General features: G+C 71.3%; 14 protein-coding genes. 9 read left to right on the forward strand and 5 right to left on the reverse strand.

Going from position 1 to position 14723, the window contains the following annotated elements:
* Positions 1-290: 290 nt before the first annotated feature.
* Both ACQEVJ_RS33025 and miaB read right to left on the reverse strand, forming a co-directional pair.
* The gene (locus ACQEVJ_RS33025) at positions 291-569 is read right to left on the reverse strand and encodes a hypothetical protein (RefSeq protein ID WP_433107904.1); all 279 of its coding nucleotides are present in this window, start codon (positions 567-569) and stop codon (positions 291-293) included.
* Positions 570-711: 142 nt separating this feature from the next.
* Entirely contained in the window at positions 712-2160 is a 1449-nt protein-coding gene (miaB, locus tag ACQEVJ_RS33030; RefSeq protein ID WP_433113111.1) for a tRNA (N6-isopentenyl adenosine(37)-C2)-methylthiotransferase MiaB, read from the reverse strand.
* 595 nt (positions 2161-2755) lie between these two features.
* Here miaB and ACQEVJ_RS33035 point away from each other — a divergent pair.
* The 3 genes from ACQEVJ_RS33035 to ACQEVJ_RS33045 all read left to right on the forward strand — a co-directional run bounded on the left by ACQEVJ_RS33035 (position 2756) and on the right by ACQEVJ_RS33045 (position 6870).
* Positions 2756-3994 (forward strand): sensor histidine kinase, encoded by a 1239-nt coding sequence (locus ACQEVJ_RS33035; protein ID WP_433107906.1) that lies wholly within the window; start codon positions 2756-2758, stop codon positions 3992-3994.
* 139 nt (positions 3995-4133) lie between these two features.
* A complete protein-coding gene (locus ACQEVJ_RS33040) occupies positions 4134-6260 on the forward strand; it encodes a sensor histidine kinase (RefSeq protein ID WP_433107908.1) in 2127 nt (708 codons plus the stop codon).
* Positions 6232-6870 carry a response regulator gene (locus tag ACQEVJ_RS33045; protein ID WP_433107910.1) on the forward strand — a complete coding sequence of 213 codons (639 nt, stop codon included), beginning with the start codon at positions 6232-6234 and terminating at the stop codon, positions 6868-6870. Before ACQEVJ_RS33040 ends, ACQEVJ_RS33045 begins: the two co-directional genes overlap by 29 nt.
* A 76-nt stretch (positions 6871-6946) precedes the next feature.
* Here ACQEVJ_RS33045 and ACQEVJ_RS33050 read toward each other — a convergent pair whose 3' ends face one another.
* From ACQEVJ_RS33050 to ACQEVJ_RS33060, 3 genes are all read right to left on the reverse strand, one after another.
* Positions 6947-7258, reverse strand: coding sequence for an ArsR/SmtB family transcription factor (locus ACQEVJ_RS33050; RefSeq protein WP_433107912.1), 312 nt, complete (start codon positions 7256-7258; stop codon positions 6947-6949).
* Positions 7255-7743, reverse strand: a complete 489-nt coding sequence (locus ACQEVJ_RS33055) for an SRPBCC family protein (protein WP_433107914.1) — start codon at positions 7741-7743, stop codon at positions 7255-7257. The genes ACQEVJ_RS33050 and ACQEVJ_RS33055 overlap by 4 nt, the downstream gene beginning before the upstream one ends.
* A 102-nt stretch (positions 7744-7845) precedes the next feature.
* On the reverse strand, positions 7846-8442 hold the full coding sequence (locus ACQEVJ_RS33060; RefSeq protein ID WP_433107916.1) for a hypothetical protein: 597 nt from the start codon (positions 8440-8442) through the stop codon (positions 7846-7848).
* 222 nt (positions 8443-8664) lie between these two features.
* On the opposite strand from ACQEVJ_RS33060, the gene ACQEVJ_RS33065 reads away from it, so the two are divergent.
* From ACQEVJ_RS33065 to ACQEVJ_RS33090, 6 genes are all read left to right on the forward strand, one after another.
* A complete protein-coding gene (locus tag ACQEVJ_RS33065) occupies positions 8665-9420 on the forward strand; it encodes an amino acid ABC transporter ATP-binding protein (protein ID WP_433107918.1) in 756 nt (251 codons plus the stop codon).
* A gap of 44 nt (positions 9421-9464) precedes the next feature.
* The gene (locus ACQEVJ_RS33070) at positions 9465-10298 is read left to right on the forward strand and encodes a glutamate ABC transporter substrate-binding protein (protein WP_433107920.1); all 834 of its coding nucleotides are present in this window, start codon (positions 9465-9467) and stop codon (positions 10296-10298) included.
* Between the two features lie 33 nt (positions 10299-10331).
* Positions 10332-11003, forward strand: a complete 672-nt coding sequence (locus ACQEVJ_RS33075) for an amino acid ABC transporter permease (protein WP_433107922.1) — start codon at positions 10332-10334, stop codon at positions 11001-11003.
* Positions 11000-11878, forward strand: a complete 879-nt coding sequence (locus ACQEVJ_RS33080; RefSeq protein ID WP_433107924.1) for an amino acid ABC transporter permease — start codon at positions 11000-11002, stop codon at positions 11876-11878. Before ACQEVJ_RS33075 ends, ACQEVJ_RS33080 begins: the two co-directional genes overlap by 4 nt.
* 84 nt (positions 11879-11962) lie before the next feature.
* On the forward strand, positions 11963-12700 hold the full coding sequence (locus tag ACQEVJ_RS33085; protein ID WP_433107926.1) for a transporter substrate-binding domain-containing protein: 738 nt from the start codon (positions 11963-11965) through the stop codon (positions 12698-12700).
* Between the two features lie 53 nt (positions 12701-12753).
* A complete protein-coding gene (locus ACQEVJ_RS33090; RefSeq protein ID WP_433107928.1) occupies positions 12754-14715 on the forward strand; it encodes a S9 family peptidase in 1962 nt (653 codons plus the stop codon).
* Positions 14716-14723: the final 8 nt, after the last annotated feature.

Here is a 14723-nt window from a genome sequence, read left to right on the forward strand (position 1 = left end):
CTGGCCGTCCTGTCCGGGCGGGACCCGGCGCCCTCCGCCGCCCGGCCGGTAGCCGCCCGACTGGGCACCCCGGCCACATCGGCACGTCCCGCGCCGGGATTTCCCGCTGCCGGCCCCTTCTTTTCTCCGGCATCCGAGCGGCCGGAAACGGAACCGGAACGCGCGGTCGAGCACAGGGGGGAGCCGGCCGAAGAAGTGGCGACGCGAGACGGCCCAAAGGGAGAACAACCAGAGAGAGAACAACCGGAGCGAAAACGGCCGGCACGTCGACGCGGCGCGCTGCCGCCCGGTCACGAGACCGGAGCGTCGCGGTCACCCGAGCGCTCTGCCCGGACGGCGAACCCCTCCTCCCGGTCCCGGCCGCCCTCGTCGGCCCGGCGCGGCGGAAGCGACTCCACCGATACGGCAGGCCGCACCGGGACGCGGGAGGCGCACCGGCCGCGACCCGCCCGGAAGGCTTCGCCGGGCACGCGGGAGCCGGCCGTACGGGGCCCTGCGACCGGCGACTCGGCGGCCGAGGACACGGCGACCAAGGAGACGGCGGCCCGGGACACGGGCACGCGCAGCACGGCCGTGCCCCGTGCCGGGGCGGACGGCGCGGCACGCGCCCGGGTCCAGGACCCCTGCCTGCAGTTCGACGACGACCTGCAGCGCGACTACTGCTACGAGGTCCTGCGCCGCCTCAGCGGTTGATCCGGGAAGCCCTGCGCGTCAGACGGCCGAGCAGGCGGACGGCTCTGCGGGGAGCGGAGCGGGACGGCCGATGGTGGGCATTCCCAGGTTGACCGCGCTGCCCTGCTGCGGGGCGGCCTGCCGCGCCTCCCACGCGTCGCCCGCGCGGGTCGGCCGTACGGACAGGACCTTGTCGGCCACCAGGTGGTGCGGTGCGGCGTAGGTGACCTCGACCGTGACCATGTCGCCCGGGCGGGCGTCGGCGGCGGCGAGGTGGACGAGACGGTTGTCGGCCGCGCGGCCGGACAGGCGGTGGGTGGCGTCGTCCTTGCGGCCCTCGCCCTCGGCGACCAGCACCTCCAGGGTGCGCCCGACCTGCTTCTTGTTCTCCTCCCAGGAGATCTCCTCCTGGAGGGCGACCAGGCGCTCGTACCGCTCCTGGACGACGGCCTTGGGCACCTGGTCCTCCATGGTCGCCGCCGGGGTGCCGGGGCGGATGGAGTACTGGAACGTGAACGCGTTGCCGAAACGCGACTGCCGCACGACGTCGAGGGTCTGCTGGAAGTCCTCCTCGGTCTCGCCGGGGAAGCCCACGATGATGTCGGTCGAGATCGCGGCGTCCGGCATGGCGGCCCGGACCCGCTCGATGATCCCGAGGTAGCGCTCGGACCGGTACGACCGGCGCATGGCCTTGAGGATGCGGTCGGAGCCGGACTGCAGCGGCATGTGCAGCTGGTGCATCACGTTCGGCGTCTCGGCCATGGCGGCGATCACGTCGTCGGTGAAGGCGGCCGGGTGGGGCGAGGTGAAGCGGACCCGCTCCAGGCCCTCGACGTCGCCGCAGGCCCGCAGCAGCTTGCCGAACGCCAGCCGGTCGCCGAACTCCACACCGTAGGTGTTGACGTTCTGGCCCAGCAGGGTGATCTCCAGGACGCCCTGGTCGACCAGCGTGCGCACCTCGCTGAGGATGTCGCCGGGACGGCGGTCCTTCTCCTTGCCGCGCAGCGACGGCACGATGCAGAACGTGCAGGTGTTGTTGCACCCGACCGAGATCGCCACCCAGGCCGCGTAGGCCGACTCGCGGCGGCTCGGCAGCGTGGAGGGGAAGGTCTCCAGGGACTCCTTGATCTCGACCTGGGCCTCTTCGGCGATCCGGGCCCGCTCCAGCAGCACCGGCAGCGACCCGATGTTGTGGGTGCCGAAGACGACGTCCACCCAGGGGGCCCGGCGGACGATCTCGCCCTGGTCCTTCTGCGCCAGGCACCCGCCGACCGCGATCTGCATGCCCTCGCGGGCCATCTTGATCGGCCGCAGGTGGCCCAGGTTGCCGTAGAGCCGGTTGTCGGCGTTCTCGCGTACGGCGCAGGTGTTGAACACGACGACGTCCGGCGTGTCCCCTTCGGCCGCGCGGACGTATCCCGCGTCCTCCAGCAGCCCGGACAGCCGCTCCGAGTCGTGCACGTTCATCTGGCAGCCGTAGGTCCGCACCTCGTAGGTCCGGCTCGCGCCCTCGGCGCCCCGTGTCGTCGCAGTCTGTGTGGTCGCAGTCATCGCACTACAAGGGTAGGCGCTTCCCCACCCCCGCCCGTACCGGAGACCGGTGGCGTTCCCGTGAGTGTGAGCCGTGCGGTACGCCGGGCCGGGCCCGTCAGGGCAGGGTCATCTCTCATTACCCAGGCTTGCGAAAAGCGAAAGGTTCGTTTTATTGAGCTATTCATATTCATGTGGTGCTCTTGTGGGGTACGGAGCGCCGCGATCGACTGCCCTGCAGCGGGCGCCTCCCAGCGAGATCCCAGGCGAATGGAAGGCCATCGGCCAGACCGCGCCGCCTGGCATACGCGTGCTCGTCTCCCGAAGTGGTCGCAGGACCATGACCGAGCGCACTGACCCCACGCTCCCCACGGATTGGCCTCTACCGATGGTGAACTGGAACCGATCATCCGTCCTCGTCCGCAGGACGGTCGGTTACTCCGCTGTCGCGGCACTGGTGTGCACCGGGATCAGTGTGCTCTTCCTCGTTTTCGTGGGCAGCAAGGATGCCGAGGCGGCCCGGGCTCGAGTCACCGGAGCGTGGGACCGAACGGTGCCCCTGATCAGACAGGGGTTCCTCCCGTCTGCGCTGCCGGCCGGCAAGGACATGGCGATCCAGGTCCTGGACACACAGCACCGGGTCGTCGCGGCGACGCCGCAACTCGCCGGCAAGCCCCCGATAGCCGCTTTCCACGCCACCAACGGAAACGTGCATTCCGAGCGGGTGCTGTGCCCTCCGACCGGGCTGAAGGGCTGCATGACCGTCTTCTCGTTCAAGGTCTATCAGCCGGACGGGCCTTGGCTGCTGTATGTGGCGGCGCCCACGGTCCCCTGGTACGGGAACACCGCAGCGCTGTCTTTCGCGATCGGCATGTCCCTGCTGATGACCGCGATGACGGCAGCCGGGACCTTCCGGCTGATCAAGAAGGACCTCATCCCGGTGGACGCCATCCGCGCGGAAATCGCGGAGATCACCGCCACCGACCTCCACCGCAGGGTCCCGACGGCCGGAAAGAACCACCAAGAGATCAACCTCCTGGCCGAAACGGTGAACGACACCCTGGACCGGCTCGAAGGCGCTTACAAGCAACTGCGGCAGTTCACCTCGGACGCCTCTCACGACCTGCGCAGCCCTCTCACCGCCATGCGGGCTCAACTCGAGGAGGCGCTCATGCACCCGTACGACACCGACTGGCCGAAGATGACCGCGGCGGTGCTCACCGGAGTGGACCGGCTTCAGGCGATCGTGACCGACCTGCTGACCCTGGCCAGGCTGGACGCCCGCGCCCCCATCGACCGCAGGCCGACCGACCTCGGCCAACTGGTGCGCAGCGAACTCGACCGCCGCGCCTACCGAATGGAAATCGTCAGGGATCTCCGGCAGAACGTCTTCGTCGACTGCGACCCGCTGCGAATCAGCCGGCTCCTGGTCAACCTGCTCGACAACGCCGAACGCCATGCCACATCACAGATCACCGTCAGCGTGCGAGCCGACGGGCCGACGGCGACGCTGGAGGTCCTCGACGACGGCGCCGGAATCGCCCCCGAACACCGGGAGACGGTCTTCGACCGCTTCACCCGGCTGGACGCCTCACGCGACCGGGACACAGGGGGGACCGGATTGGGATTGGCGATCGCACGGGAGATCGCAGAAGCACACCGGGGCACCTTGACCATCCAGGACAGCGAACGGGGAGCACGGTTCGTCCTGCGCCTCCCTGTCACTGAAGCGCCTCAGGCGGCTGGTCGAAGCGGTCACCATGCCGGTCACGCCGGCATGTTCGGTTCGTAGCCCCACGAGATACAGCCTCCTACACATACCGCTGCCTAGCACAACGTCCTGGGACATTGTCCTGTTCGTCTGGGCATATCGGTCGCTAGCCTGAGCCCCACCCGGTAGTCGCGCTGGAGGCGCGCGAAGGAGGCGGGCAGTGCGGCGTACGGCGTGGGCGGTCTGCGTGCTCAGCCTGCTCCTGGTCGCCGCGGCCCTGGTGTTCGGTCACCGCAGCGGCGCCGGGTTGCTCGCCCAGAGCCACCTCCTCTTCGTCGCCGCCTGCGCGCTCGTCGGCGGCCTGATCACCGCCGAGCGTCCGGGCAACGCCGTCGGGTGGCTGATGGCGGCCTGCGGCCTGTGCTTCGCGCTGTTGGACTCGACCGGGCACTACGCGCTGGCCGGGCTGCCGTTCGCGACCCCGATGGCCTGGCCGCAGACGTGGCTGTGGGTCCCCGCCAACCTGTCCGCCGCCGCCGTGCCGGCGTTCTTCCCGTCAGGACGGCCGTCGTCGCCCGGGTGGCGGGCGACCCTGTGGGCACTCGCCGCGGTCGCGGTCGCGGTGACCGCGCTGAGCGCCCTGCTGCCCGGCCCCAGCCACCAGCTCGGGTGGGGCACGCCGCTGCCGAACCCCCTTGGGGTGCCCGCGCTCGCCACCGTCTCCCCGTTCGTCGAGCCGCTGACGACCGGACTCATGGGCGCCCTGTTCGTGGCCGGCGCGGCCGGGCTCGTACGCCGGGCCGGGCGCGGCGACGCCAACGAACGGGTCCAGCTCAAGTGGCTTGGGTACGCCGCGGGGCTCGCCGGGCTGATCGTCGCGGGGCGGCTTGCCGCCGGGTTGTCCGACGGCGACCCGCGCTCCATCTGGCCCATCACCAGCCCGTTCTGGGAGCTCATGGGGGCGTTCGCGGCCTGCCTGCTCCCGGCCGCCGCCGCGGTGGCGGTGCTGCGGCACGGCCTGTTCGACATCGACCTCGTCATCAACCGCACGCTCGTCTACGTGCTGCTGTCGGCGTGCGTGTTCGGCGGTTACCTGCTTGTGGTCACCTATCTCGGCGCCGTGTTCCGAGCGGCGGACGGGCTGCCGGTGTCGGTGGCCGCCGCCGGGGTGGTCGCCCTCGTCTTCGCGCCGCTGCGCGAGCGGCTGCAACGCGCCGTCAATCTGGTGATGTACGGCAGGCGCGACGATCCGTACGCGGCGCTGGCCCTGCTGGGCAGGCGCCTGGAGGAGGCGGCGGAGCCGGGTGCGGTGCTGGCCGCGGCGGCCCGGTCGGTGGCGGAGGCGCTGCGCCTGCCGCACGTCGCGGTCGAGGTCGCCGGAGGGCCGACCCACGCGTACGGCGTGCCCTCCTCCGGCGCCGTACGGCTGCCGCTCGTGCACCGGGGCGAGCCGGTGGGCGACCTGGTCCTGTCTCCGCGCCCCGGCGAGAGCGGGCTCGGGGCGAGAGACCGCCGGGTTCTCGCCGACCTCGCCCGGCAGACGGGGATCGCCGTGCACGCCGTACGGCTGTCGGCGGACCTGCAGCGCTCGCGTGAACGGCTGGTGGCGGCCCGCGAGGAGGAGCGGCGGCGGCTGCGGCGCGACCTGCACGACGGTCTCGGGCCGACCCTGGCCGCGTTGACCATGCGGGCGGAGGCCGTGCAGGACATGGTGCGCGACCCCGACGCCCTGGCGATGCTCGAAGAGATCATGACGGACGCCCGCACGGCGACGGCCGACGTACGGACGCTGGTGGAGGGGCTGCGGCCACCGGCCCTCGACACGCTGGGCCTGGCCGGGGCGATCAGGTCGCACGCGGCCCGGCTGCCCGGCGTCGAGATCGGCGTCGAGATCGACGGATCCCTTCCGGCACTGCCCGCGGCCGTCGAGGTGGCGGCATACCGGATCGCGGCCGAGGCGCTGGCGAACGCGCGCCGCCACGCCGGGGCCGGGCGGGTGCGCGTACGGCTCGGCATGACCGGCGGCGGCGTGCTCGAAGTGGAGGTCGCCGACGAAGGCGGCGAGCCGCACGCGGACGGCAGCGGGAGCGGAGTCGGCACGGCGTCGATGCGCGAGCGGGCGGCCGAGCTCGGCGGCACCTGCGTGATCGGCCCGCGGCCCGGTGGCGGGACGCGGGTGCTGGCCCGCCTTCCTTCCCGGAACACGGCCGAGAACACGGCCGAGCACACGACCCAGAACAGGGCCGAGAACACGTCTGCGAACACGGCTCAGGACCCACCCCTGGACACGGCGCAGGACACGAGACGGGAGGCGGGCGATGGAGCCGATCCGCGTGCTGCTGGTTGACGACCACTCGGCCTTCAGGGCGGGGCTGCGCGCGCTCCTGCGGCCGTTGGAGGAGGTGGAGGTCGCCGACGAGGCGGCCAGCGGCGAGCAGGCCCTCGCCCTCCTCCCCCGCGTGCAGCCCGACGTCGTGCTGATGGACCTCGCCATGCCGGGCATGGGCGGGGCGGCCGCGACCGAGCGGATCACGAGGGACAACCCGCACGTGCGGGTCCTGGTGCTCAGCATGGCGGACGACGACGACGCGGTCTTCGCGGCACTGCGCGCGGGGGCGCGCGGATACGTGCTCAAGGGCGCGCGGCGGGCCGAGCTCGTGCGTGCGATCCTGGCCGTGGCCGAGGGGGAGGCGATCTTCGGTCCCGCCCTCGCCGCACGGCTGATGGGCTACTTCTCCGATCTCGGCCGGAAGCCGGAGCCGAGCTTTCCCGAACTCACCCCGCGTGAGCGCGAGATCCTGGGCCTGGTCGCCGGCCACCTGACGAACGTTCAGATCGCGGCCCGGCTCGGGCTGAGCCAGAAGACCGTGCGCAACCACGTGTCCAGCATCTTCGCGAAGCTGCGCGTGGCCGACCGGGCCGAGGCGATCATGCGGGCCAGGGAGTCGGGCCTCTAGCTTGATCTTCAGCCCTCGCGCCGAGGACGCGGGCCGGCGGACTGCTTGAATTCCGTTTCCTCGCCGCCGCTCGGCCTCAGTCGTCCGGGGTCCCGTCGAGATGGCGTTCGAGCGCGTCAAGCCGATCGCTCCACAACCACCGGTAAGGCGCCAGCCAGGCGTCGATGTCCGCCAGCGGCTCGGGCCGTAGCCGATACCAGCGTCGCTGCGCCTCCTTGCGCACCTCGACCAGGCCGGCCTCGCGCAGCACCTTCAAGTGCTTGGACACCGTCGGCTGCGTGAGGGCCAGCCGGCCGACGAGGTCTCCGGCCAGGAGTTCACCGTCGCGCAGCAGGTCGAGGATCTCCCGCCGCCTCGGCTCCGCCAGGACCTCGAAGGCGGTTTTCACGCGAAGGCCCGCTGGTACGTGGCCTGCAACTCGTGCCCCACGGAGGGCTCGACCGGGCGGCCGTCCAGGAGGGCCTCCAGCGCGTCCAGCCCGGCATGCCAGCCGGCGCCCAGCGCGGGTGCGGCGCCGGGGTCGTCGACGATGTTCGTGAACACCAGCCGGCAGCCGTCGTCGCCGTCAGGCTCCAACTCCCAGCGCAAGATCTCCGAGTCCCACGTGTACTCCAGCAGTTTCGGCGGATCGACCCGGATGACCTCACCCTCGCCGATCACCGTCCCTTGCCGGTCGACGAAGGCGATCTTGGCGCCCGGGGTGAGGTCGAGCTGGAACCGGTCGTAGTCCAGGATCTGCACGAACCATGCACGCAGCTGACCGGTCTCGGTGATCGCGCGCCAGACCTTGGCCTGCGGGTGCCGGATCCTGCGTTCGAATCGCAGGGCGACGCGACCGTCCCCGGCTCTGTGCACCGTCCCGAGCGCGCTCATGACTGCCCCCTTCGTTGTTGCCCGTCTGTCTATATAGACATGCAGGCATATACGCGGTCAACCTGGGGTAGCGAAATTGGAGCCAGAGGAGCGAAACCCGGCTCAGGCGGCGCGCCAGTCGTCCACGGGCATGCGCAGAACCTTCAGCGCGACCGCGCCGAACGCGGCGAGGTGGAACAGCGATCCGATGGCCTGAACGGCAGGCGGCTGCCCGATCGTGAGGAACGGCCCGCAGACGCCCGCGAGCGCCGCCACCGGGACCCACCACGGCGTACGCCGCACCGCCGCCAGGCCCGTCAGGAGCACCAGCAGGCCCACGTGGAGGAGGAAGCCCGGCAGGAGGATGCCGTACACGAACCCGCCGAGCGCGCCGGCCACCTCGGTCACCCGGGCGGCCGGGGCGTCCGGAAGGGTGAGCGCCAGCGCCAGGTCGTAGAAGTCGGTCATGAACAGGCAGGTGGCGGTGACCGCGCCGGTCAGTCCGACGGCCGCGCCGATGTTGCCGATACGCGGCGCCCGCGTTCGGAGGAGGTGGGCGAGCCCGAGGACCACCGGGACGAGGCAGACGGTCGCCCACTGGAACAGCAGCGCGCTGGCCTGCACCTGCACCGGACTGGCGCGGAACACCGCGGGATCGTGCTCGGTGCCCGGCGGCGAGGTCAGGAAGGCCAGGCCCAGCAGGACGGGCCACGCCAGCATGGCCACTCCCGCAACCGTCTTCCGAAACAGATCCGGATTTTTCAGCATCTGCGCTCCTACACGATGAGAGGTCGGCAGGAGCCAAGCGGGACCGTGTCCCGGGCCGCATGGGGCGGGCCGTACGGACAAACCGGGAGGGATGTCCTGAGCAGCCGGGATGTGATCTATTCGGTACCGGCCCGTTAGTGACTCGGCGACATTGACCCCCCTACGTTGTTGACCATGACGGAGATCAGTGGTTCCGACCCGCTTGTCAGGCTGGAGGGAGTCAACAAGCATTTCGGTCCCCTGCATGTGCTCAGGGACATCGACCTGAGCGTGGGCCGGGGCGAGGTGGTCGTCGTCATCGGCCCGTCCGGCAGCGGCAAGTCCACGCTGTGCCGGGTGATCAACCGGCTGGAGACGATCGACACCGGGACCATCGTCTTCGACGGCCGGGAACTGCCCGCGGAGGGCAGGGCTCTGGCCCGCCTGCGGTCCGAGGTCGGGATGGTCTTCCAGTCCTTCAACCTCTTCTCCCACAAGACGATCCTGGAGAACGTCACGCTCGGCCCGATGAGGGTGCGGAAGGTTTCCCGGCAGCAGGCCGAGCAACGGGGCATGGAACTGCTCGAACGGGTCGGCATCGCCTCGCAGGCGGGCAAGTACCCCGCCCAGTTGTCCGGCGGCCAGCAGCAGCGCACGGCCATCGCCCGCGCGCTGGCCATGGACCCCAAGATGATCCTTTTCGACGAGCCCACCTCGGCCCTCGACCCGGAGATGGTCCAGGAAGTGCTCGACGTGATGGTCGGCCTGGCCAAGGACGGCATGACGATGATGGTCGTCACCCACGAGATGGGCTTCGCCCGCCGGGCGGCCAACCGGATCGTGTTCATGGCCGACGGCCAGATCATCGAGGAGGGGTCGCCCTCGGAGTTCTTCACCCAGCCGAGCACCGAGCGCGCCCGCGACTTCCTCTCCAAGATCCTCACTCACTGATCCCAGCTCACGACAAGCTCCACAAGAAGCGAAAGGTGACGCGGATGCGATTCGGAGCCGGCCTGCTCGCGCTGGCCGCCCTGGCCACCGGCCTGACAGCCTGCGGCAACTCCGGGGCGAGCTCTATCGCCGACAAGGCGAAGGACGACAAGAAGCTCGTGATCGGCATCAAGATCGACCAGCCGGGCTGGGGACTGAAGAAGCCCGACGGCAGCTACGCCGGGTTCGACGTCGACGTGGCGAGGTACGTCGCCAAGGAACTCGGCGTGCCGGAGAGCGGGATCACGTTCAAGGAGGCCCAGTCGGCCAACCGTGAGCCGTTCATCCAGCAGGGCCAGGTGGACATGGTCGTGGCGACCTACTCCATCACCGACGAGCGCAAGAAGAAGATCTCCTTCGCCGGGCCCTACCTGGTGACCGGCCAGGACATCCTCGTCCGCGCCGACGACACCTCGATCACCGGGGTCGACTCCCTCAAGGACAAGAAGGTCTGCGGCGCCCAGGGCTCGTCGTCGCCGAAGCGGCTCGCCGACAAGTTCGGGGCGGAGTGGGAGTCCAAGAACCTCACCCAGCAGCAGGGGTACGGCGCGTGCCTGCCGCTGCTGGAGAACAACCAGGTCGACGCGATCTCCACGGACGCGACGATCCTCGCCGGGTTCGCCGCCCAGTTCCCCGGCAAGTTCAAGCTGATCGGCCAGCCGTTCAGCGAGGAGAAGTACGGCATCGGCATCAAGATGGACGACAAGGCCGGCCGCGACGCGATCAACAACGCGATCGAGAAGTTCTTCCAGGACGGCAGCTGGCGCAAGGCCCTCGACGCCAACCTGGGCGAGTTCGGCAAGTACTTCACCTCGCCGCCGTCCGTCGAAAGGTACTAGAGCACCGATAGCGGCACTGGAAGGAGGCAGACGGTGGAGGCCGTCGTCGACGAGCTTCCCGTCATCCTCGGCGCGTTCTGGCTGACGGTGAAGCTCACGGTGGTCAGCGGGGTGATCTCGCTGGTCTGGGGGATCGTGCTGGCGGCCATGCGCGTCAGTCCGCTGCCGGTGCTGCGGGGGGCGGGCGCGCTGTACGTCAACGTGCTGCGCAACACGCCCCTCACACTGATCATCGTGTTCTGCGGTCTCGGCCTGGGCACGGTGATGAACGTCCAGTTCTCCCGGGACGACCTGTCGCTCAACAGCTTCTGGCTGTCGATCATCGGGTTGTCCGCCTACACCTCCGCCTTCGTGTGCGAGGTCGTCAGGTCCGGGATCAACACCGTGCCGCTCGGGCAGGCGGAGGCGGCCCGGGCGATCGGGCTGACGTTCCTGCAGACGCTCCGCCTGGTGATCCTCCCCCAGGCGGTGCGCACGGTCATCGCGCCGCTCGGGAGCCTGCTGAACGCGCTGGTCAAGAACACGACGGTCGCGGCCGCGATCGGCGTCATGGAGGCGGCGCTGCGGATGAAGAACCTGTTCGACGCCCACGGAGACGCGATCATTCCCATCTTCCTCGGCTTCGCCGCCGGGTTCGTCGTGCTGACCCTTCCCATGAACCTGCTGTCCGGCCGGCTGGCGCGGCTCCTGGCGGTGGCCCGATGACGGAGCGCGGCTCGACCGTCCTGTACGACGTCCCGGGCCCGCGCGCCCGCCTCCGCAACAACGTGCTGACGCTCGCGTTCGGCGTCGTCCTGCTGCTGGTCGCGTACTTCGTCTGGACGAAGTTCGACGAGAAGGGCCAGTGGGACGGCGAGCTGTGGCAGCCGTTCCTGCGGGCCGACACCTGGACCGAGCTGATCCTGCCCGGGCTGCTCAACACGCTGGCCGCCGCCGCGGTCGCCGCGGTGTTCGCGCTGCTCTTCGGGGCCGTGTTCGGCATCGCCCGCCTGTCGGACCACCGCTGGGTGCGGATCCCGGCCGCGGTGGTCGTCGAGGCCTTCCGCGCGGTCCCGGTGCTCATGCTGATCTTCTTCGCGCAGTACGGCGGGAGCCTGGCCGGGCTGGTCGTGACCGAGTTCGCGGCCGTGGTCTTCGGTCTCACGGTCTACAACGGGTCGGTCCTGGCCGAGATCGTGCGCGCGGGCATCCTCGCCGTGCCACGCGGCCAGGCCGAGGCGGGGTACGCCATGGGCCTGCGCAAGAACCAGGTGATGCGGCTGATCCTGCTGCCGCAGGCGGTCACCGCGATGATGCCCGCGATCGTCAGCCAGCTCGTGGTGCTGCTCAAGGACACCGCGCTCGGGTTCGTCGTGGCGTACGCCGACCTGCTGAACGCGGGCGCCCGCGTGGTGCCGGCCAACTACGCCAACCTGATCCCCTCGGTCATCGTCATCGCGGTGGTCTACATCGCGATCAACCTGGCGCTGGGCTACCTCGCCACCTGGCTGGAGCGGCGCAGCAGGCGCAGCCGCAAGGTCGCGGCCGACCCGGCCGCCGCCGAGGCGGCCGCGGGCGGCGAGGTCGCGCTGATGCGCTGACCCTCCTGCGGGACGCCGCGGGTCAAGGGATCTTTGCCGTGTCGCTGCTGGCGGTGGGACACGGGCGACCTCGATATTGAGCGCGTGTGGCGTGGCGTTGCCGTGGTCGGCGTCCTGGCGGCCGTGTTCCTGTCCGGTGGATGCGGGAACGACGGCACGCTCGTGGTCGGCGTGCGTCCCGGGCAGCCGGGCCTGGTCACCCGGCTCCCCGACGGGCGCTACAGCGGTTTCGACATCGAGGTCGCGCAGTACGTCGCCCGGGCGCTCGGCTACCGCGACGACCAGGTCGTCTACACGCTCGACCCCACGCGGGCCGATCTCGTCGTCGGCGCCACCGGCCCGCCGGGCTCGCGGTACGTCGCCGGCCCCTACCTCGTCACCAGCACCGACGTCCTCGTCCGCGCCGACGACCTGTCCATCCGCCGCCCGCGCGACCTCGCCCGCAAACGCGTCTGCGCCACCCGGGAGTCCGCCGAGCCGCTCGTGAAGAGGTTCGGCGCCCGGTGGCGGCAGTTCTTCCTCGCCGAGGCGAACCTGCCCGCGGCCTGCGCGCCGCTGCTGGCCTCCGGCCGTACCGACGCGATCGTGGCCGACGCCCCCGTGCTCGCCGGGCTGTCGGCGCAGTACCCCGGCAGGTTCCGCTTCAGCGGCAGGTCGCTGGCCACCGAGAAGTACGGCATCGCCGCCGGGACGGCCGCACTGCGTGACCAGGTCGAGGAGGCGCTGCGCCGGATGTTCGAGGACGGCACCTGGAAGCGGACGGTCATCGAGCAGCTCGGCGCGCTGGCCACCCGCTACACCACTCCCCCGTCCCTCGACTGATGCGTTGCCGCATTCTCACCCCCGCCGACGGGCTCGTCCGGCAGGATGCGGTCATGCCCCCCACGCCTGGCCCGAGGCCGTTCTCGCCACGGCCGTCGCCCATCTCCACCACCGACGTGGCACGCGCCGGTCTACGGCTCGGCTTCCCCGCCGTGCTGGGCCCGGAGACGTGGTGGGAGGAGGACCGCCCCGCCGAGGGCGGCCGCCGTACGGTCGTCCACCGGGCCGCCGACGGCGCCCTCACCGACCTGCTTCCCGCGCCCTGGGACGCCCGTACGCGCGTCCACGAGTACGGCGGGCGGTCCTATGTCGTCGTCCCCGGCCACGGGATCGTCTTCGCGCACCATGCCGACCAGCGGCTCTATCTCGCCCGGCCCCGCGCCGGCGACGAGCCGGGCTTGGGCGCGGAGCGGCCCCGCCCGGTCACGCCGGAGCCCGACGAGCCGGGCGCGCTGCGCTACGCCGACCTGCGGGTCCAGGACGGCCCGGACGGGCCGCGGGTGTGGTGCGTACGGGAACGCCATCACCAGGACGCCAAGGTCACCCGTTCGATCGTGTCCGTGGAGCTGACCGGGACCGGAGAGATCGCCGAACTGGTCACCGGCAGCGACTTCTACGCCTCGCCCACGCCGTCCCCCGACGGGCGGCACCTCGCCTACATCTGCTGGAACCACCCGCAGATGCCCTGGACCGGCACCGAGCTACGGGTCACGCGGCTGTCCGACGGCGCCACGTGGACGGTGATGGGCGGGCCGGCCGAGTCGGTCCTCGCGCCGCTGTGGTGCGACGAGCGGCGCCTGTACGCGGTCTCCGACCGGTCCGGCTGGTGGAACCTCTACCGGGCCGACATGTCAGGGTCGTCGCGCGAGGCCCTCTGCCCGGCGGAGGAGGAGTTCGCCGGGCCTCTGTGGCAGCTCGGCGGCCTGCCGTACGCCGTGCTTGGCGACGGGCGGCTCGCCGTGCTGCACGGGCGCGGCGACCTGCGCCTGGGCGTCCTCGACCCGGAGACGGGCAGCCTGACCGACCTCGACGTCCCCTTCCAGGGGTGGGCGCCCGTGCTGGACGCGGACGGCGACGCGCTCGTCGGACTCGGCTACGGGGCGGACGTACCGCGTTCGGTCGTCCGGATCGACGCCGCCGGTCGCGCCGGTCACGCCGGTCACGCCGCTCGCACCGCTCGCGCCGAGGAACTGCGACGGGAGATCGCCGACGTTCCCGCCGGGGTCCTCCCGGCGCCCCGTGTTGTGGAGTTCGGGGCCGTGGAATCCGGGGCTGTGGAATCGGGGGCCGGGCCAGGCATGCGCGTCCACGCGTACCTGTATCCGCCGGAACAGGCGGACGAAGGCGGCGCGCCGTACGTCGTCTTCGTCCACGGCGGGCCGACCGGGCACGCGACGAGCGAGCTCAGCCTGGAGAAGGCGTTCTTCACCAGCCGCGGCATCGGCGTGCTCGACGTCAACTACGGCGGATCCAGCGGGTACGGCCGGGCCTACCGGGAGCGCCTGCGCGGCCGGTGGGGCGTGACCGACGTGGAGGACGTGGTCGCCGCCGCGAAGTGGCTGGTCGCCGAGGGCCTCGCCGACCCCGCCCGGATCGCCGTACGCGGGGCGAGCGCGGGCGGATGGACGGTCATGGCCGCCTGCGGCGCGTCGGACGTCTTCGCGGGCGGCGTCTCGGTGGCGGGCGTCAGCGCGCTCGGGCCCCTCGTCGCGGCCACCCACGACTTCGAGTCGCGCTACGTGGAGTGGCTGGTCGGTCCCGAGGACCGGTACGGCGAGCGCGAGCCGCTGGCCCGAGCCGGCCAGGTGAACTGTCCCATGCTGCTCATGCAGGGGCTCGCCGACCCGGTCGTGCCGCCGGCCCAGTCGCGGGCGTTCGCCGAGCGCCTGATGGCGCGCGGCGTGCCCTGCACCTATCTGACGTTCGAGGGCGAGGCGCACGGGTTCCGGCGGCTGGAGACCAAGGCGGCGGCCCTCGCCGCCGAGCTGTCGTTCTACCTGCAGATCTTCCGGTGAACGAGGTC

The sequence above is a fragment of the Microbispora sp. CA-102843 genome (assembly GCF_050936215.1).
In the GTDB taxonomy this organism is placed as follows: domain Bacteria; phylum Actinomycetota; class Actinomycetes; order Streptosporangiales; family Streptosporangiaceae; genus Microbispora.

What these genes read in the sequence shown, in the direction of transcription:
- ACQEVJ_RS33045 (WP_433107910.1), top strand. Translation starts at nt 6,232, where the DNA reads ATGGAGCCGATCCGCGTGCTGCTGGTTGACGACCACTCGGCCTTCAGG.
- ACQEVJ_RS33055 (WP_433107914.1), bottom strand. Translation starts at nt 7,743, where the DNA reads ATGAGCGCGCTCGGGACGGTGCACAGAGCCGGGGACGGTCGCGTCGCC.
- ACQEVJ_RS33060 (WP_433107916.1), bottom strand. Translation starts at nt 8,442, where the DNA reads ATGCTGGCGTGGCCCGTCCTGCTGGGCCTGGCCTTCCTGACCTCGCCG.
- ACQEVJ_RS33065 (WP_433107918.1), top strand. Translation starts at nt 8,665, where the DNA reads ATGACGGAGATCAGTGGTTCCGACCCGCTTGTCAGGCTGGAGGGAGTC.
- ACQEVJ_RS33070 (WP_433107920.1), top strand. Translation starts at nt 9,465, where the DNA reads ATGCGATTCGGAGCCGGCCTGCTCGCGCTGGCCGCCCTGGCCACCGGC.
- ACQEVJ_RS33080 (WP_433107924.1), top strand. Translation starts at nt 11,000, where the DNA reads ATGACGGAGCGCGGCTCGACCGTCCTGTACGACGTCCCGGGCCCGCGC.
- ACQEVJ_RS33090 (WP_433107928.1), top strand. Translation starts at nt 12,754, where the DNA reads ATGCCCCCCACGCCTGGCCCGAGGCCGTTCTCGCCACGGCCGTCGCCC.